This is a genomic window from Okeania sp. SIO3I5 (genome assembly GCF_010672085.1).
In the GTDB taxonomy this organism is placed as follows: Bacteria; Cyanobacteriota; Cyanobacteriia; order Cyanobacteriales; family Microcoleaceae; genus Trichodesmium.
The window spans coordinates 33,225-53,586 of record NZ_JAAHHT010000044.1 but is presented as its reverse complement, the minus strand read 5'-3'; the positions used below and the strand labels follow the sequence as shown (position 1 = coordinate 53,586).

Below are 20,362 nucleotides of genomic sequence, written 5' to 3'. Positions count from 1 at the left end.
TCTAAACAATAAAAACGTCGGCAAATGTTACTTGAATTACCCTGATTTTTTAAATTACTCAAGATTGACAAACTCTACTTTTTAATTATCAAAATAATAATGAATTCTCAATTCAAAATTTTGAATTTGTTAATGATTTGTGAAAAAAACTGTAAGGATTTGGTCTACTTTCCCCAAGCCATAGAGGGATTTGGAAACCGAACCCCTACGAGCAAAGATTACAACATAAGCGCGGATTGCTATAAGAATCTTTAAGTGTTATTTCTATCAACAAAATCACATGAACAAAATTACTTCTAAACAATAAAAACGTCGGCAAATGTTACTTGAATTACCCTGATTTTTTAAATTACTCAAGATTGACAAACTCTACTTTTTAATTATCAAAATAATAATGAATTCTCAATTCAAAATTTTGAATTCGTTATTTGCCTACCTTACTTTTTAATTATCAAAATAATTGAGTCTAACAACCAGTCTTATTAATCAGTTATCAGTTAAGTCTTTTTTCTGGTTTTATCAAAATAATAAAGTAAGAATTTAACTAATATCAAATCCCGTAGTATCAGTGTAAAAAAGATAGAAACCGGGTTTGTATTAAATGCTCCACCATACTAACATTTACCTCTAACAAACCCGGTTTCTTATAACACTCCAAAGCAACCGGATTTGATATAAATTCTGACTTCAAAAATCCTCGTTACAAAAAAACTTCTGACTTTTGACTTTTGAATGCATGAATTGATTAACGAGCAACAAACCCGGTTTCTTATAACACTCCAAAGCAACCGGATTTGATATAAATTCTGACTTCAAAAATCCTCGTTACAAAAAAACTTCTGACTTTTGAATGCATGAATTGATTAACGAGCAACAAACCCGGTTTCTTATAACACTCCAAAGCAACCGGATTTGATATAAATTCTGACTTCAGAAATTCCCATTACAAAAACAACTTCTCACTTTTGAATTTTGAATTTTGAATTGATTAACGAGAGGCTCTTGCTAACAAGAATACTGCCACTCCAAGACCTATGAAATTCGGTATCCATCCCGCTAAAAAAGGAGTCAAAATTTCTTTTTGTCCCATTGCTCCTGTAATAAATGAAAGTAAATAATAGCCGAAAATAATTATCACACTAATACCAAAGCTAGTACCTCGATTCGCCCTTCTTTGTGGTCTAATTCCTAAAGCTGCTCCTACTAAACCCATTACTAAACATACAAATGGTAAAGCAAATTTTTGTTGAATTCTGACTTGGGTTTTAACAACTTTCCGATAATTTCCACTTAGTCGCATTAAGTCTAAATATTCATAAGATTGAGCAATATTCATTTGTTTGTAAGTACGTCTTCTTCCTGCTAAATCTAAAGGAGCACTCGAAAGCTTTAATGTTTGATGGTCAAACTTGACAATATTACGATATGAACCATCTGGAGATACCAGATAAATTGTCCCATTAAACAAGTCCCAAATATTTTCCGCTGAATTCCAAGTTGCTGTTTCAGAGGACACAATTTGCTCAACTCCATGTTTGGAACGATCCAAAATAGTTACACCTTTCATATACTTACCATCAAACCTTTCGGCGTAGAATAAGCGGGTAAGTGTATCGTCTAGACTACCGTCTGGTTGCTCGACTTTCCCAAATTCTGGATAGAAAATATTTTTTTCTTTAAAAGGAGGATTTTCCTGCTCTAGAGTTTTTTCTAGGATGAGAGATCCTTGATAATTGGCATTGGGTACAATTACTTCGTTGAGGGCAAAGCTAAAAGCAGTTACCGTCAGACTTAATATGACCGCAGGTACGACCATTCGATAGACACTAATGCCACAACTACGCAGAGCAACTATTTCGCTATTGCTAGACATCTGACTGTAAACCATGAGGGTAGCAAGTACCATTGCCATCGGGAATGCCAGGCCAATAAATTCTGGCATTTTTAAGAGAAATACTTGTATGGCAATAGAAACAGGTAGTCCAGATTCTGTCACTTTTCGGACTAACTCAAACATTGCCCCGACTGTTACGCCAATAGATGAAAATAATCCTACACCAAAGAGGAATGGCCCAATTAATTCTGCAATCATATAGCGGTCCATGACTGAAATTTTTGGTTCCAATCTTTGGAGGAAAAATAAAGATTTTGAGATACTACTGTCCATATATTTCAGATTTAAGGTCGAGTCTACAATTCAGAATTGAAAGCTAGGTTGGCTTTTAATTTTGTTCTGATGAAATAGATGTTTTAGGATATTATCTAAGGTTAGCTTAATCTCAATCGTAAAGTTCTAAAACTGAGAAATTGCTGAGAAAAATGGCATTGCTGAATAAAAGTATGATTTTATAGGAGTCAGGAGTCAGGAGTCAGGAGGAGCTATAATGGTGCTTTTTCTGCACCTTAAAGAGGAAAAATAGGTCTGATTTATATATTAGAAATTTAGGAATTTCATACCGTGTTTCAGCAACGCCAGAAAAATTTGATTGTGGTTAATTGTAGATGGAGATGAGGAATGTTTACCAAGGGAGCAAGATGTTCCTACTACCATTTCTCATCACCAAAATAATTCCAATATCAAGGGAGCAAAATGTACCGTTTCTCATCACTAAAATGATTCTAATATCAAGGGAGCAAGATGCTCCCACTATTATTTCTCATCACCAAAATAATTCCAATATCAAGGGAGCAAAATGTACCGTTTCTCATCACTAAAATGATTCTAATATCAAGGGAGCAAGATGCTCCCACTGTTATTTCTCATCACCAAAATAATTCCAATACCAAGGGATAAAAATGTACCGTTTCTCATCACCAAAATGATTCTAATATCAAGGGAGCAAGATGCTCCCACTATTATTTCTCATCACCAAAATAATTCCAATACCAAGGGATAAAAATGTACCGTTTCTCATCACCAAAATGATTCTAATATCAAGGGAGCAAGATGCTCCCACTATTATTTCTCATCACCAAAATAATTCCAATACCAAGGGATAAAAATGTACCGTTTCTCATCACCAAAATGATTCCAATGCACTCTGCTTATTCTTGCTCAATAATATCAATTTCAAAGTTAATTCCTTCATATAAAACTTCAATAGCAGAAGTAAATTCAATACTTGATAATGTAATTGACTCGCCTTCTGTATATGGAGAATAATGCCAAATTTTTTTCCCTCGCCACGTTGATAAATTTCTACAGATATTGATTCTGAGTCTACTAAAACATATTCTTGCAAACTGGGAAACTGACGAGAATATTTAAACTTATTGCCACGATCGTATTTTTATGTACTGGGAGAAATAGACATCTCCAAAAATAAAAAATGAAATCAATTCAAGATATGAAATCAACAATTTCATTCCCTATTCCCTATTCCCTCACAGGAGTGCACGTTCCGCAAGCGAGCTGTCGTTGTCGCGGGGTCGCACCGCTATTCCCTATTCCCTGACAACTGCCACGAAGTCTAATAATTTCAATAATTACTTTAGGGTGTTCGATAACGTTATGGGATTTTAAATCGTCAGCATTGCAAGTAATAACTAGATCGAGATAAAAATAACGGCGGTTTTTATTCTCCCGAACTTTCACATCCGACACATTTACTTGACATCCTTTTTGACAAAGATGGGGATAGAGAGAGCGGTAGAAGTTAAGAGCAATAATATTATTATGAGGAATACTTCCTCCTGTCATGGCTAAAATTTCTCCATCTACATATTCATGGCGAAATTCCTGTTTAGCTTCCCATTCTAGATATTCTTCAGGGGTCATTTTTTAATAATCTTGGGGTTTAGCAATCATTTTTTTATTCCAGTTAAATTAATTCTTTCTATCTTATAATTAAATCTGCTATTATTGCTATAATTCATGCCAATTTTTATCAAGCAAAATAACAAATAAAATTACTAAGAATTAAACAAAATTGAAAGTAGAGATCATTAAGTTTATGCAGCAAAAAAAGTACAATTTTTATGATATTTGAGCAGGATAATTAGAAGATATTTTAATAAAAAATACTATTCAATAAGGTAAAAATGCTGCAAGAGTTAGTCGGGAAGAAATCTTGAAAATTATCAAAATAAAGCTATGAATGTTGAGTTGAGAAAAAAATGAAAAAGATTAGCGATCGCTTTCTTAAAAAGCAAGATAATTAACAGAATCTCTAATTTTTCTAGAGGTATAATACTTATATTTTTCCTATGTTCCTAAAGATGAATCTATCAAAAATGATTAGAGAATAGCGGGACTTAAACAAAATAAACCCCCAAAAACAGGCTCAAATATAGACAGGCAAAGGCTTTTACGTCAAAAAAGCATAAATCTTGAATTACCAACGGTTCTAGCCATTTTTAGGGCATCGACGTAATTCCCTTATCTAGAAAGACTTGGAGGCATTTTTCCGACCAGAAAATGTTTAAGTACCAATAGTTAGGAAAAACAGGGAACTAGGGAATTATAGAAGAGGTAGTCGGAAGAACCCGTGATTTTTCTGCAATTATTCTGATTTGAGGAGGAAATATGAACCCTACTAAAATTGTAATAGTCCTAGCTACTGTATTGGCAACAAAAACTTTGGAAAAAACAGGAGAAAATATTGGGCAGGTGATCTGGTATCAAAGTGCTAAATTTCTGGAATCTCTGAAACAAGAATCTCCCGATATTGTAACTACTATTGAACAAGTTTCCGAGCAACCATTGTATTATAATCAGACAGTTTGGGAAATGCGGAAAGCAGCAGCAAATCCTGATGTAGCCACAAGAATGCATGAATTAGCAATGGTAGTTGAAGCCAATCCTCATCCTCAAATAATTGAAGGTTTGCTGCATTTGTTGGAGTCTACTTATGATAATTTGACTCTCAGGGAAGCAGCAGAAAGCTTAGGGAAAATTGACTCCGGCAATCAGAAAACAATTGATGGTTTGGCATATTTGTTGGGGTTTACTTTTGATGGTGATATTCACAGAGAAGCAGCAGAAAGTTTAGAGAAAATTGGCACGGGCAATCAGAAAGCAATTGATAGTTTGGTGCATTTGTTGGGGTTTACTTCTGACGATCAGACTCGCTGGATAGCAGCAGAAAGCTTATGGAAAATTGACCCCGGCAATCAGAAAGCAATTGATGGTTTGGTGCATTTGTTGAGTTTTACTTTTGATGATGATATTCATAGGCAAGCAGCAGAAAGTTTAGGGAAAATTGGCACGGGTAATCAGAAAGCGATTGATAGTTTGGTGCATTTGTTGGGGTCTACTTCTGACGATCAGACTCGATCGGGAGCAGCAGAAAGCTTAGAAAAAATTGACACGGGTAATCAAAAAGAAATTGATGGTTTGGTACATTTGTTGGGGTTTACTTATAATAATAATACTTACAGACGAGCAGCAGAAATACTAGGGAAAATTGGCACAGGTAATCAGAAAGCAATTGATGGTTTAGTATATTTGTTGGGATCTACTTCTGATGATACTCGCACTTTAGCAGCAGAAATTTTAGGGAAAATTGGCACAGGTAATCAGAAAGCAATTGATGGTTTGGTATATTTCTTGGGGTCTACTTCTGATTATTCTTGCCGGATAGCAGCAGAAATTTTAGGAAAAATTGGCACGGGTAATCACAAAGCAATTGATGATTTGGTACATTTATTAGGATCTACTTCTGATAAAAATACTCGCAGTCTAGCAACAGAAACCTTAAGGAAAATTGACCCCAGCAATCAAAAAACAATTGATAGTTTGCTGCATTTGTTGAAGTCTACTTCTGACGATAGGACTCGTTTGAGAGTCGCAAAAATCTTAGGAAAAATTGGCAGGGACAATCAGAAAGCAATTGATGGTTTGGTATATTTCTTGGGGTCTACTTCTGATCAGAAGATTCGCACTCTAGCAGCAAAAATCTTAGATAAAATTGGCACGGGTAATCAGAAAGAGATTGATGATTGGCTACATTTGTTGGGATCTACTTCTGATTATAAGACTCGTTCGAGAGCAGCAGAAATGTTAGGGAAAATTGGCATTGGCAATCAGAAAGCAATTGATGATTTGGTACATTTGTCGAACTCTACTTTTAATCATCATACTCACAGGATAGTAGCAGAAATCTTAGGGAAAATTGGCACGGGAAATCAGAAAGCGATTGATGGTTTGGTGCATTTGTTAAAGTCTACTTCTGATGATTATACTCGCTTGATAGCGGTATCAAATTTAGGGAAAATCGATCCCAGCAATCCAAAAATAATTGATAGTTTGGTAGATTTGTTGGAGTCTTCCGATAATTATACTTGCAGGAAAGCAGCATCAAGTTTAGGAGAAATTGGCAGGGGAAATCAGAAAGCGATTCATGGTTTAGTACATTTATTAGGGTCTACTTTTGATGATGAGACTCGTACTATAGCAGCATCAAGCTTAGGGAAAATTGCCACCGGCGATCAGAAAGCGGTTGATGATTTGGTACATTTGTTAGGCTCTAATTCTGATTATAAGACTCGTACTCTAGCAGTAGAAATCTTAGGGAAAATTGACCCCGGCAATCAAAAAGTAATTGATAGTTTGGTACATTTATTGGAATCTGCCTCTGATTATAAGACTCGTACTCTAGCAGCAGAAATCTTAGGGAAAATTGACCCCGGCAATCAAAAAGCAATTGATAGTTTGCTACATTTGTTAAGCTCTAATTTTGATTATCAGACTCGGACTCTAGCAGCAGAAATCTTAGGGAAAATAGGCATTGGCAATCAAAAAGCAATTGATAGTTTGCTACATTTGTTAGGCTCTAATTCTGATTATCAGACTCGCACTCTAGCAGCAGAAATCCTAGGAAAAATAGGCATTGGCAATCAAAAAGCAATTGATAGTTTGGTACATTTATTGGCGTCTGCTTCAGATGATTATATTCGCACTCTAGCAGCAGAAATCCTAGGAAAAATTGATCCTAGCAATCGAAAAGGAATTGATAGTTTGCTACATTTATTGGAGTCTGCTTCTGCTCTTTGGATTCGCAGGGAAGCAGGAAAACGCTTAAGGAAAATAGGCATTGGCAATCAAAAAGCGGTTGATGCTTTAGTGCAATTGTTGGGGTCTAATTCTGATTATAAGACTCGCACTCTAGCAGCAGAAATCTTAGGGGAAATAAGCATTGGCAATCAAAAAGCAATTGATAGTTTGGTGAATTTTTTGGGGTCTACTTCTGCTCTTTGGATTCGCAGGGAAGTAGCAAAAATCTTAGGGGAAATAAGCATTGGCAATCAAAAAGCAATTGATAGTTTAGTGCAATTGTTGGGGTCTATTTATGATGATGATACTGGCTGGATAGCAGCAGAAACTTTGCGGAATATTGGCTTTGGCAATCAGAAAGCAATTAATGATTTAGTACATTTATTAGAGTCTACTTCCGATCATAAAACTTGCTGGATAGCAGCATTAAGCTTAGGGAAAATTGACTACGGCAATCAAAAGGCAATTGATAGTTTGCTACATTTATTGGAGTCTACTTCTGATGATAAGACTCTCCGTGAAGCAGCAGAAAGTTTAGGGACAATTGACTACGGCAATCAAAAGGCGATTGATACTTTAGTACATTTATTGAAGTCTACTTCTGAGGATTATATTCACTGGATAGCAGCAGAAAGCTTAGGGAGAATTGGCTACGACAATCAAAAAGCCATTGATAGTTTGGTGCAATTATTGGGGTCGACTTCTGATGATTATACTCGCACTCTAGCAGCAGAAAGCTTAAAAAGAATTGCCAGGGGCAATCAAAAAGCAATTAATGGCTTGCGGCAGTTGCTGAGTTCTACTTCTGATAATTATATTCATTCGATAGTAAAACCATGCTTATACATAATTGACACAGACTGTAAAACATTTAGTGATTTGAGTGATTTATTGCAGTATACTTCTGATAATAATACTGGGTTTCGACTAAACAAACGTCATTGGTTGTTTTTTTTGTTATGCCTTCCGTTAGCGATCGCCATAGGCTTTATACTCACTTTCTTTACAGAAGATTCTTTAATAAAAAATGCTATTCCAAGAGTTGAAAATACTGAAACAATTAGTGGGGAATAAATATTTAAGGTTGTTAATACAAAGAGATGAATAGATAAGTTAGGAAAAGTGACTGTTAAACAATAATTAGAGAGTAGAAATTAATTAGAATAAATAAGGCATTATAGATAAAATAGCGGGAATAATTATCCCTTAATTATTCTGCAATTATCATATAATATCATGTCCGCTTGTATCGTTTGTGTAAAGCAAAGGGTGAATATCTACAGGAAATTTTAAGTTGTTTCGGGGTTAATACCCTTAATTCCAAGAATACTAAAGCCTTCATCCCAAATTTCTGAATTCTAAATTCTAAATTCTAAATTCTAAATTCTGAATTTTTACCCTTTTACAATACCGATGCTACCGGACATGATATAACAGCAGTGTTTTAATAAACTTTAGAGCAGTTGACTATGATTTCCACTTTAATCGAGCGTCTAATATTTGCTTCTCGCCCCATGAATAGTCAAGATTGGTTAGTAGTAGGGGTGACATTATTAATTTATGGAGCGCTCGCTTTACCGTTAGGTTTTAATTCTAGATTTTTGCGAGTCAGTCGAAGTTTTCCTAATCTCAAAGAACTATTTATAGGAATAGTGTCAATATTTTTTGCCCCTGCTTTTATCGAAGAATTGATATTTAGAGTTTTATTATTGCCTCATCCGAGCGAGAAAGTTTCCATTATGCTGTGGTGTTTGTGGGCAGTGTTAAGTTTATTTTTATTCATTATTTATCATCCAATTAATGCTCTAACTTTTCATCCCCAAGGAAACCCAACTTTTATGACACCAATTTTTTTGACCTTGACAGGATTTTTAGGTTTAGGATGTACAGTAGCTTATAAAATAACTGGTTGTTTGTGGGTTGTGATAATTATTCATTGGGCAGTAGTTGTGATTTGGCAATATTGCTTAGGTGGTAAAGAAAAATTGTATGGCGATCGCTAATGGAAGTTAGGAGTCAGTAGTGACGAAAAGTGGGAGTATCTTGCTCCCTTGCTAGGCGTTATTCATCTCCATACCTTTTAGATTATATTCCCGAATGTTTTTATTTAATAATACTATTTAATAGATTTTAACCATTATTAACTTCCTCATTTGCCAGTTTTTCATCTTGAAAAGGTTTGATTTTTTCATACAAACTATCAACAGTTTCTCCTGCAAATAATTTATCTTTTAATTTTAAATAATCGCCATAACCCAACTTACAAATAGACCAAAATCTCATCACCTTAGAGGTTTCTAAATGTTCCAGCAAAATCTGAAAAACTTCTTTCACAATTTCATAATCATTATCAATATTAACTTTCATTTGTTTTAGGGAATAGGGAATAGGGAACAGGGAATAGAATAAAAATAAAGATAAAGATCGAGTTCACGCTTATTGATCTTTGATTCGTTTATTGGACAATAGTGATGAGATGGGAAATTATAGTCAAAAAAGAGCGTTGGCAGAGCCTAGCAGCAGCTATATCGCCTGACACTACTATTGGACAATAGTGATGAGACTGGAAATTATAGTCAAAAAAGAGGGTTGGCGGAGCCTAGCGGCAGCTATATCGCCTGACACTACTATTGGACAATAGTGATGAGACTGGAAATTATAGTCAAAAAAGAGGGTTGGCAGAGCCTAGCAGCAGCTATATCGCCTGACACTACTATTGGACAATAGTGATGAGACTGGAAATATAGTTAACAGGACTTACGCAGCACCGCTATATGTGATGTATAGTTTGGTCAATATTCCTAATATTTCCACTATAATTAGTGTCCTTGCGTAAGTCCTGGTTAAAAAAGAGCGTTGTAGGGACGTTCCATGGAACGTCCCTACTTTATTGTCTACTCAAATATGGAAAAATCAAGAAACAATTCTTCCTCCTACCTTCTTCATAATTTCTATTTCTCCTGACTCCTGACTCCTGACTCCTGACTCCTCACTACTCAAGCGCTTAAACGAAAGTCGCTCATTTTCAACATCCACAAAAATAGTATCACCATCACTAAACTCACTCCGCAAAATACTTTTAGCAATTTGCGTTTCCAACTCCCGCTGAATTGCCCGCTTTAAAGGACGGGCGCCATACACCGGATCGTACCCAACATCTACCAAAAAATTAACCGCAGCATCAGCAAGCTTCAGAGACATCTTACGTTCAGCTAACCGTTTCTCCAAACGCAAAACTTGCAACTGCACAATTTTTCCTAACTCCTCTTTCTGCAAAGCATGAAAAATAATCGTTTCATCAATACGGTTGAGAAACTCCGGTCGGAAAGCACCACGCAACGCTTCCATAACCCGACGCTGCATTTGCTCATAGTCATCACTGACATCCAAAATATACTGAGAACCAATATTACTCGTCATAATAATCACGCTATTCTTAAAATCAACAGTGTGGCCTTGAGCATCAGTAACGCGCCCATCATCCAATATTTGCAACATAATATTAAACACATCCGGATGCGCTTTTTCAATTTCATCAAATAAAATCACCGCATAAGGACGACGACGAATAGCTTCAGTTAACTGCCCCCCCTCATCATAACCAACATATCCAGGAGGTGCGCCAATTAAACGAGACACGGCGTGTTTTTCCATATACTCAGACATATCTATACGCACCATTGCATCTTCGGTATCAAATAAATATGCTGCCAATGCTTTTCCTAACTCTGTTTTCCCCACACCAGTCGGACCGAGAAAAATAAAACTAGCAACCGGACGGTTTGGATCTGCCAAACCAGCTCGCGATCGCTGAATGGCATCAGCAACAGCAGTCACTGCTTCATTCTGACCAATAACTCGCTGATGCAACTCTGCTTCCAGATGCAGCAGTTTTTCTTTTTCGGACTCTACTAATTTGCTCATGGGAATACCAGTCCACTTAGAAATAATCTCAGCAATATCAGCTTCCGTCACCTCTTCCCGCAACAAAGTTTGACCGCTAGTTTGAGTTGCTTCTAGTTTTGCTTCTGCTTCCTCTACCTGTTTTTGTAAGTTAATCAATTTACCGTATTTCAACTCAGCAGCACGGTTGAGGTCATAATTCCGCTCTGCTTGCTGAATCTCAATATTAACTTTATCAATTTCTTCCTTGAAAGTCTGAATTTTGCCAATGATACCTTTTTCCGCTTCCCACTGAGCATTAAGAGCGCGTTGCCCTTCGTTCAAATTTGCTAAATCTTTTTCTAGTCTCTCTAACCTTTCTCTGGAAGCAGCATCACTTTCTTTTTGCAGTGATAACTTTTCCATTTCTAGTTGGAGAATTTTGCGGTCTATTTCATCCAGTTCTTCTGGTTTAGACGTAATTTCCATTTTTAGTTTAGCAGCAGCTTCATCTACCAAGTCAATCGCCTTATCTGGGAGGAAGCGATCGCTAATATATCGAGTAGACAAAGTAGCAGCAGCAACTAAAGCACTATCGGAAATTTTCACACCATGATGTACTTCATAGCGTTCTTTGAGACCGCGTAAAATTGAGATAGCATCTTCTACACTGGGTTGATCGACATAAACTTGTTGGAAACGACGTTCTAAGGCAGCATCTTTTTCGATATATTTGCGGTACTCATCGAGAGTCGTCGCTCCAATACATCTGAGTTCTCCTCTAGCTAACATTGGTTTGAGCAAGTTGCCTGCATCCATTGCACCTTGAGTTGCACCTGCTCCAACAACAGTGTGAATTTCATCTATAAATAAAATAATTTTGCCGTCTGAGTCAGTAACTTCTTTGAGAACAGCTTTCAGACGTTCTTCAAACTCACCCCGAAATTTAGCACCAGCAATTAAAGCACCCATATCTAGGGCGATGAGTTGGCGTTCTTTCAAAGACTGGGGAACATCTCCAGCAATAATCCGTTGAGCTAAACCTTCAGCGATCGCTGTTTTCCCGACTCCAGGTTCCCCCATTAAAACTGGATTATTTTTAGTACGACGACTGAGTATTTGAATAGTACGTCGAATTTCATCGTCGCGCCCAATAACGGGGTCAAGTTTTCCTTCACGAGCAAATTCTGTTAGATCACGACCATATTTTTCCAGAGCTTCGTATTTACCTTCAGGGTTTTTGTCTGTTACTTTTTGGTTGCCTCGAACTTGGGAAATTGTTTCCTTGAGTTTTGCTTCATCTAATTGAAATTCTTTATAGAGATTTTTGCCAAAGCGATCGTCTTTCAGGTAAGCAAGTATGAGATGTTCGATGGATATATATTCGTCTGTGTATTCTTGGCGATATTTTTCCGCATTGTCTAATAAAGTATCCAGACTGCGCCCTAAATAAATATTATTGGGTGTATTTTTGACTTTAGGTTGACGGTTAATAAAGGTGTCAGTGTATTCTTGTACTTTGGCAGTTGAAACACCTGCTTTATTAAATAGACTTGTTGCTAGTCCATTTTGTTCTAGCAAAGCTTTCATTAGGTGTTCAGTTTCGATTTGTTGATTTTGGGAAGTTTTGGCAATGTCAAGTGTACGGGATATTGCTTCCCAAGCTTTTTCTGTAAATTGATTAGGATTATTTGGCTGCATAATTTTTTGGTTTTTTTATTTTTTGTCTATATATTTTTCTTTAATTTTAACTTGTAGCTCTGAATAAATTTTAGTAGAAAAAACCGTTTTTTCTTATTGGGTATTCACCCTTGGGTTTAAATCAGTTATCAGTTATCAGTTATCAGTTATCAGTACCTCTATCCGGAAGCATCTAGATTGAAATCTTGAAGTTTGAAGTTGATTTTTTTCATTCCCTTGAAAACGGAAACTATTATACCAGTTTGAAAAAAGAATGTTAGGAATAGTAAGGATGATAAAAATATTTTACCGAAAATTTTTGGTTTAAAGCCTCTCCTTTTAAGGGGATAATAAATAAAAATTTTCATAATTAGTCAATCCTCTTCTTTTCAAGGAGAGGTAATTATTAATTATTCATTATTAATTGTTGAAAGGAGATATCTCTTTGACAAAAAAGATGATTTACGACCTAAAAAATTGTATTTAAACCATTTATTCTGACTCCTGACTCCTAAAAATTTCCCTAGCTATTTGTCGCAAACATTTATTAACCTTGGTATTAGACATCTCCAATAATAAAAAATAAAATCAATTATTTATCCCTATTTCCTACTCCTTACTTACTTCCTCTTTTCTTGTCATATTAATACATTTTCCGGAAACCAAACAGTGAACATGGAACCTTTTAGAGACTCACTTTTAACAGTAATTTCTGCTCCCATTCTCTCACATAAACTTTTACATATTGCTAATCCTAAACCAGTATTAAGATGCCTAGCATTATAACGATCTGGTCTAATAAAAGGTTGGAATATATTTTTTAACTCTTTTTCTCTCGTTCCAATACCAGTATCAATTACCCGAAAAGCTATGTAATTTTCTTCATTATTTAATAATCCTGAATCTTGATTTTTATCATTTTTGAGTTTCTGATTTTTGACTTTTTCTACACTAAGTGTAATTACACCATCTTTTGTGAAGTTCGCTGCATTATTCAGTAAATTTATCAGTACCTGTCTCACTTTTTGCACATCTGCATACATATTACCCAGATTTTCTCCTAAAACTAATTTCAATTTATTGCGGCTTTTTTCAGTAAGATTTTTAGCTGTACTAACCACATCTTGAATTAGCTCTTCGACATCAATATTTTCCCGATCAAGTGTAATTTGACCTGTTTCTATTTTGCCAAAATATAAGTATTCGCTAACTATGTCTAAGGTGTTTATAACAGCATACTCAATTCTTTCTAGATCAGACTTTAGTTCAGTAGCAAAATCCTTATCTCCTCCTTCACAAGCTTTTTCATCAAGAATTTCAACCTCTCTAATAATCCTATTTAGGGGTGTAGAAAATTCATTCAGTAAGGAAAGTATTGCAAAGATAAAAGGAGTAAAAGCTTTGGCTTTGATTTTAGCTTCCTGGAATTGTTTTATATATCTTGCTAATTCCTCTAGACTATATATTTCTGAAGTTTAATTTTTCCTTTCCAGGTTTTTTTCTGTTACTTTTTGATTGCCTATAACTTGGGAAATAGTTTCTTGAAGTTTAGCTTCATCAAGTTTCAAATCTTGCTCATTGTTACCAAAACTTAACCTCTCATTCATCATTCTTTCTGGAAACCAAACAGAGAATGTTGAACCTTCTCCATATTCACTTTCCACATCAATTTTTGCCCCCATTATCTCACACCAACCATGACATATTGCTAATCCCAAACTTGTGCCACCATCTGCTTGAGTAAAAGGTTTAAATATATGTTTTAACTGTTCTTCTGTCATACCAATACCAGTATCAATTACCCGAAAAACTATGTAATTATCTGCATTATTCAATGACTCAGCATTTTGATTTTGAATACCTTGTTTCTGATTATTTACCCTTTCTACACTGAGTGTAATTAAACCATCTTTTGTAAAATTAGCTGCATTATCCAGTATTATTCTAAGTACCTCTTTCACTCTTGGCCGTTCTGCATAGATTGTACCCAGATTTTCTCCTAAGAGTAATTTGAAAGTATTACGGTTTTTTTCTGTGAGATTTTTAGCTATATCAACTACATCTTCAATTAGCTTATTAACCTCAATACTTTGTAAATAAAGTGCAACTCTACCTGCTTCTATCCTAGAAATATCTAATATCTTAGATATCATTTCCAACAGATATAATCCTTCTAGTTTAATTTTCTTAAGATTAGGCAGAAAGTCGTCATATCCTGCTGCCACAGCATCCTCATAAATAACCTCGTTATAGCCAACAATTGCACTTAGAGGATTGCTCAAACCGTGAGCTATTGACATAAAACTACTGTTAGACTTTTTAGCTTTTTCTGCTTCTACTCTAGCTTCCTGGAGTTGTTCCAAATATTTTACTAATTCATCACGACTATATTTTTCTAGAGCTTTATATTTACCTTCAGGATTATTTAGCTGCATAATTTTTTATTTTTTTTATTTGTTGTCTATATGTTTTTCTTTAACTTTAACTTGTAGCTCTGAATAAATTTTTAGTACAAAAAACGGTTTTTTCTTATTGGGTATTCACCCTTAGATCGAACCTTAATAAAATTTAACTAATTTTTTTCTTTTTTCCTAGCATATTTTCTCAATCAAATAATAGTCATTTCAGTTATCAGTTATAGCACTACAAAAAAGTTTGATGACATTAATAAAATTGTCATCCAAACCAACCAATGGTTTTTACTTGAGCTGAATACTGAATGTTTAAAGCTATAACAGTACCTCTTGGAATAGGAAGGTTTGAAATACTGATTTTTCTTTTTTTATCCCCTTGATATCATGCTCGTTAGTATCGGAGCGTGTAAAAGTTGGGTAAATATTTACCATATTTAAAGTTTTTCCTTTTCTTAAAGCTTCTTTCCTATATAACTCAAAGCTTAATTTTGAATTCTTAATTCTTATATTCTTAATTCTTAATTTTGAATTTTGAATTTTGAATTTTGAATTCTATATCATTACTCTTTCAGGAAACCGAACAGTGAATGTCGAACCTTCTCCAGACACACTTTTTACAGCAATTTCTGCTCCCATTCTCTCACATAAACGTTTACATATTGCTAATCCCAAACCAGTACCACCATACCTACGAGTAGTAGAAGCATCTGCTTGAGTAAAAGGTTGAAAAATATTTTTTAACTGTTCTTCTGTCATTCCAATACCAGTATCAATGACCCGAAAAACTATGTAATTTTGTTCATTATTTAATAACCCTGGATTTTGATTTTGATGATTTTTTAGTTTCTTATTTTTGACCTTTTTTACTGACAGTGTAATTACACCATCTTCTGTAAATTTAGCTGCATTACCCAGTAAATTTATCAGTACCTGTCTCACTTTGGGCATATCTGCATACATATTACCCAGATTTTTTCCTATGTCTAATTGAAATGTATTGCGGTTTTTTTCAATAAGATTTTTAGCTGTACCAACTACATCTTGAACTAGCTTATCAACCTCAATACTTTCTAAATAAAGTGTAACTTGACCTGCTTCTATTTTAGAAATATCTAAGATATCAGTAATCATCTCTAGCAGGTGTGTACCTGATAGCTTAATTCTTTCTAGATCCGCCATGAAATCATCATATCCTGCTTCCACAGCATCCTCATAAAGAAGATCGCTATACCCAATAATTGCATTTAAAGGTGTACGCAATTCGTGACTCATGGTAGCTAGAAAAGCACTTTTAGAACGGTTTGCTGCTTCTGCTTTGAGTTTAGCTTCCTGGAGTTGCTCTGTGTATTCTGCAACTTTACATATTAACTCATTCAGAGATACTGTTAATTCTCCTATTTCATCTTCTGTTGTTACAGGCAGTTGTAGTTCAAAATTAGCTTCTTCTGTAACTTGTTGAGCAACTTTGGTTATTACTTTTAAAGGAGTTGCGATCGACCTGCTAGTATGAATAGCTATCATTATTCCAGTTATTACCGATAGTAGTACGCTACCTACTAATATTTGTATTCCTAATTCTTCGACTCTTTGATAATCTCTATATTCTTGTTCTACTCTCTGATTACCTAGTATTGCTAATTGTTCTGAATCTAGTGATAATTTTTCTAGTTTGATGGCAACCTGACTATTAGTAATTTTACTTAGTGATGCCAGTGAAGCAGTTTCTATTTTTGTTTCCGGCGGTATTTGTTTAATTTCTTGAACTAAATTTTCTAATTGCTGAATATGAACTTTTAGAGGGTTAAAATAGGTTTGGAGAAATTCTTGAAGCTGAACGTAATCTGTATTTTTATCGACACTTTGATTTTCTATTTCTACTATTAATTCAAGTTGTTTAAAAATTGTATTAACTTCATAAAAACTTGATAATTCTAGGGAGCTTTTTTTTTCTAAAATTGTTCGATTATTAATTGAGCTAGGCAACTCCTTCTGAATGATAATTATTTTTAATACTTTTTTGGTCAGATTTGTCAATAAGTCTACTTCTTCTTGAGCTTGTTCTATCTTTCCTCTAATTTGATGTTTATAATTTAACTCTAATATCCGTCCTGTCAAAACTCCTAAGATCGCAATACTGATTGCCAAAGCATAGCCAAATCCTATTTTTTTTCTGATTCCTATACTACTCAGCAAATGTTTTAATCCGCCTTTTTGCTGGTGCATATACTCTTTTTTTGATACATTTGATATGGAAGTTAATGACATCTGCTCTGGTATTCCTTAGCCCTAATCATATAGGTATATTTTATTCTAATCTAAGATTCAGAACGGCCTTATTAGTAGAAATTATTTGATTACTTCTAGGGATTAATACTGATACAGCATAATTTTTCGGTATAGCATGAAATGCACTTTTTTACAATACATTTACTAGCTTAACTTTCCAGAAATAAGTAGGGTTTGCTGAAAAAGTCTTATGGGTGAGGGTAGGAGTCAGGAGTCAGGAGGAATGGGGAATGGGGAATGGGGAATTTAGAGGAGAAAGTAGGAAGAATTATCCCTTGATTTTTCTGTGATAGTCAACCCTTTCATCCTAACTTTTTGAGATCCCTAGAACGAAAACCTTGTACTTTTTCCAGACCCAAAAAGGCTAAAACCTTTATTTGTAAATGCTTCTAGATTTAATCAGTAACCCCTAAGTATATATTCCTCATTCCTTGATAATTGTATAAAAAAAATCACTTTCCAATTAAATTTTTTTGTTGCTATACCACTCCAGATATATTTTAACAACGCGGAATCTATAATAGTTGCTTGGGAGTCAAGAGTCAAAACTTAAAAGACAAAATAACAAAAGCAAGATTGTATGAGCACTCAAGCTTGAAAGTGAGAAAAATTTCTGGTGATTATTTGACAACCTAGGGTGTGAAATTATTGATTATATATATTATAACCCCCTTTTCATTTTAGGAGTTGGTAAGGACTTTGCATAGAACCTATCTAACTCCTCAAAAAACACTTTGGAGTTGGTTTGTATACTCTGGTTTATCGAGCATGAAAACTGCTGTCAATGAATTGGTATAGAATAGTTAGTGATGTGTTGGGAGACTAACATTTTTTCTTGTTTAGAAAAAGAAGGTTTAGTAATTCCAAGGTGTCTATTAACAGCAGGTTTAGGACGAATCAATGGTAAATAATTTCAATTATCAGTTATTACTTAAGTAACTAAACAAAATTATTTACCTATTCTAATTCTATGGAATATTTCAAAATGCCAATAATTCAGCTTGTATAAATATGTAATTAATTTTGTGTGCCTGCTGATCATTTATCACTACCTCAATTTCAAATTAGGAGACGAAGAAAATTAAAAATTTCCTTTTTTATCCCCTGGAAAGAGAAGACTATTGACCTTATTTTTTGCTCATTATCATCTTTTTAAGTGCTAGATAATATAATAATTGAAATTCTATTAAAGTTAATTTATAATTTTTACTTACAAAAATTATTCTTTTGTTTATTCTTGGCAAAACTTAAATAGATATAATTCTTCTGGTAGTTGAGATGCTACATCTAATTCAACACTTTTAGGCACAAATAAAGCCATGCCAAATTCACATTTTTCAGTTGTACATTTATCGGGTCGTGCAGTAATTCGATAGTCACTATTTTCCGTGGGAGTAAAAGAAATTACTGGAATGCCATCTTGTTTTTCATCATTAAGTATTTTGTTACGTTGTTTATTTTCTAGGTTTAAATTTAAGTTACTACAATTATCATCACAGACTGCCATGATAGTGTAAGATACATCTGCGGATAATTCTGCTGTAAATGGTACTTCTACTCTCTCTTTAACTTTTCCAATTAGTGGCCAAAATACTAATTTTTTACCAGCTTTTTCTTGTGCCTCTACTGTCTCTTTCAATTTACAGATTACTTGTTCTTGTTCGACACTAAGTTCTATACTTGCAGCGCTTGCCACAATTGCACTACCTAATATCAAACCAATTCCACCTAAAACTAATTTTTTGGCATCCATTAATTTACCCAAGAAAAAATTTTTACTCAACTTACTAGTCTAACATAACAAACAGTCAGGAGTGTAACATAACAACAGGGAATAATACCATTTCTCATGCATGAATGCTATATCTGATTGGGTGGGTAAGTTGGTTAGTGTGGGAGGTCTGGGGAGAGGAAAAGTATAAAAAATTCATGCTAACGAACTAATAATTGTCAAAAACATAGTTTCAATTTTGATAACTATTGACTATTGAAGTATAGCTGAAGTATAGCATTAATGCATGGTAATTGGTATAAGAAATATGGGGAGTACGGAGGGTGGGGAGAGTGGAGACCATAGAATCCATTTTATATCTTTTTAGATTGATTTTCCTTTCTGCAACATTCGCGATATAGCTGTCGCACTTGCTCCGCCTTTTATGTCGCGCTCGCTATAAGTTTTATGTCGGCTCTTGGCCGAAAACGCAAAGCGGAGTTCGATCCCTAAGAAACAATACTATTTTGGGTTGAATAAAAAATCAGGCATATAGGCGAACGAACCCTTATAACTTTTATGATATCAAACTTTTTGCCAGGATACAACCAAAAATCCTTTGAGGCACGGATTTTTTTAGGAGCTTAATAAAATGATAATCTTAGTGGTTTTCCACTGAGGAGGGATGGGTAGAAAGATTTGATGAGGAAAAAACCAGCACATAAATAGGAGCTTCACGGGATGAAAACTTTCTCACATTGCTTGTGGGGAATATTTATTGAGAAATATTTTGATTATCTTTGAGCCAGAAAATTTGGTTGAATAAAAAATCATGCGCATAGGCGAACGACCCCTTATAACTTTTATGATATCAAATTTTTTACCAGGATACAACCAAAAATCCTTTGAGGCACGGATTTTTTTAGGAGCTTAATAAAATGATAATCTTAGTGGTTTTCCACTGAGGAGGGATGGGTAGAAAGATTTGATGAGGAAAAAACCAGCACATAAATAGGAGCTTCACGAGTTGCACAAATCAGGGAATAGGGAATAGAGAGATAAAATTGTCATGTCTTAAATTGATTTAATTAAAAATTTTGCAAGAGGTCTATTTAGCCTCCATCCAATTTTTACCTCCATGAATATCTACGATTAGGGGTATTTTCAAATTTACAGAATTTTCCATTGTAGATTTAATCACTTTTGGCAATTCTTCTGACTTTAACCAGTTTTTACCTCCATGAATATCTACTATTAAAGGTACTTTTAAATTTACAGAATTTTCCATTGTAGATTTAATCACTTTTGGCAATCCTTCTGACTCTAATAGTGGTACTTAAAAAATAGGGAGTAAGAAGTAGAGAATATAGTCATTTTAGTTGAGATTGAGAGGAA

Annotated in this window: 13 protein-coding genes; 3 read left to right on the top strand and 10 right to left on the bottom strand. The window is 34.6% G+C overall.

Annotation, left to right across the window (positions count from 1 at the left end; translation table 11 throughout):
* Nucleotides 1–988: 988 nt before the first annotated feature.
* The gene (locus tag F6K40_RS13150) at nt 989–2,167 is read right to left on the bottom strand and encodes an LptF/LptG family permease (RefSeq protein ID WP_293136483.1); all 1,179 of its coding nucleotides are present in this window, start codon (nt 2,165–2,167) and stop codon (nt 989–991) included.
* A 319-nt stretch (nt 2,168–2,486) separates the two neighbouring features.
* Here F6K40_RS13150 and F6K40_RS13145 point away from each other — a divergent pair, with 319 nt between their 5' ends.
* Nucleotides 2,487–2,612, top strand: coding sequence for a hypothetical protein (locus F6K40_RS13145; RefSeq protein WP_293136482.1), 126 nt, complete (start codon nt 2,487–2,489; stop codon nt 2,610–2,612).
* Between the two features lie 405 nt (nt 2,613–3,017).
* Here the strand turns inward: F6K40_RS13145 and F6K40_RS13140 are convergent, their stop codons facing one another.
* Together F6K40_RS13140 and F6K40_RS13135 are read right to left on the bottom strand one after the other, a co-directional pair.
* Nucleotides 3,018–3,242, bottom strand: a complete 225-nt coding sequence (locus F6K40_RS13140) for a hypothetical protein (protein ID WP_293136481.1) — start codon at nt 3,240–3,242, stop codon at nt 3,018–3,020.
* A 134-nt stretch (nt 3,243–3,376) separates the two neighbouring features.
* On the bottom strand, nt 3,377–3,778 hold the full coding sequence (locus F6K40_RS13135) for a Uma2 family endonuclease (protein ID WP_293136480.1): 402 nt from the start codon (nt 3,776–3,778) through the stop codon (nt 3,377–3,379).
* 747 nt (nt 3,779–4,525) lie between these two features.
* Here F6K40_RS13135 and F6K40_RS13130 point away from each other — a divergent pair.
* Both F6K40_RS13130 and F6K40_RS13125 read left to right on the top strand, forming a co-directional pair.
* Nucleotides 4,526–8,068 carry a HEAT repeat domain-containing protein gene (locus tag F6K40_RS13130; protein WP_293136479.1) on the top strand — a complete coding sequence of 1,181 codons (3,543 nt, stop codon included), beginning with the start codon at nt 4,526–4,528 and terminating at the stop codon, nt 8,066–8,068.
* A 395-nt stretch (nt 8,069–8,463) separates the two neighbouring features.
* Entirely contained in the window at nt 8,464–8,997 is a 534-nt protein-coding gene (locus F6K40_RS13125; protein WP_293136478.1) for a CPBP family glutamic-type intramembrane protease, read from the top strand.
* 127 nt (nt 8,998–9,124) lie between these two features.
* Here F6K40_RS13125 and F6K40_RS13120 read toward each other — a convergent pair whose 3' ends face one another.
* From F6K40_RS13120 to F6K40_RS13090, 7 genes are all read right to left on the bottom strand, one after another.
* The gene (locus F6K40_RS13120) at nt 9,125–9,361 is read right to left on the bottom strand and encodes a hypothetical protein (RefSeq protein ID WP_293136477.1); all 237 of its coding nucleotides are present in this window, start codon (nt 9,359–9,361) and stop codon (nt 9,125–9,127) included.
* A 546-nt stretch (nt 9,362–9,907) separates the two neighbouring features.
* Nucleotides 9,908–12,577 (bottom strand): ATP-dependent chaperone ClpB, encoded by a 2,670-nt coding sequence (gene clpB / locus F6K40_RS13115; RefSeq protein ID WP_293136476.1) that lies wholly within the window; start codon nt 12,575–12,577, stop codon nt 9,908–9,910.
* 617 nt (nt 12,578–13,194) lie between these two features.
* The gene (locus F6K40_RS13110) at nt 13,195–13,632 is read right to left on the bottom strand and encodes a sensor histidine kinase (RefSeq protein ID WP_293136475.1); all 438 of its coding nucleotides are present in this window, start codon (nt 13,630–13,632) and stop codon (nt 13,195–13,197) included.
* A gap of 399 nt (nt 13,633–14,031) precedes the next feature.
* The gene (locus F6K40_RS13105) at nt 14,032–14,991 is read right to left on the bottom strand and encodes a sensor histidine kinase (RefSeq protein WP_293136474.1); all 960 of its coding nucleotides are present in this window, start codon (nt 14,989–14,991) and stop codon (nt 14,032–14,034) included.
* A gap of 531 nt (nt 14,992–15,522) precedes the next feature.
* Nucleotides 15,523–17,235 (bottom strand): sensor histidine kinase, encoded by a 1,713-nt coding sequence (locus F6K40_RS13100; RefSeq protein ID WP_293136473.1) that lies wholly within the window; start codon nt 17,233–17,235, stop codon nt 15,523–15,525.
* A 1,252-nt stretch (nt 17,236–18,487) separates the two neighbouring features.
* The gene (locus F6K40_RS13095; protein ID WP_293136472.1) at nt 18,488–19,009 is read right to left on the bottom strand and encodes a hypothetical protein; all 522 of its coding nucleotides are present in this window, start codon (nt 19,007–19,009) and stop codon (nt 18,488–18,490) included.
* Between the two features lie 1,066 nt (nt 19,010–20,075).
* Nucleotides 20,076–20,270 (bottom strand): hypothetical protein, encoded by a 195-nt coding sequence (locus tag F6K40_RS13090; RefSeq protein WP_293136470.1) that lies wholly within the window; start codon nt 20,268–20,270, stop codon nt 20,076–20,078.
* Nucleotides 20,271–20,362 lie beyond the last annotated feature (92 nt).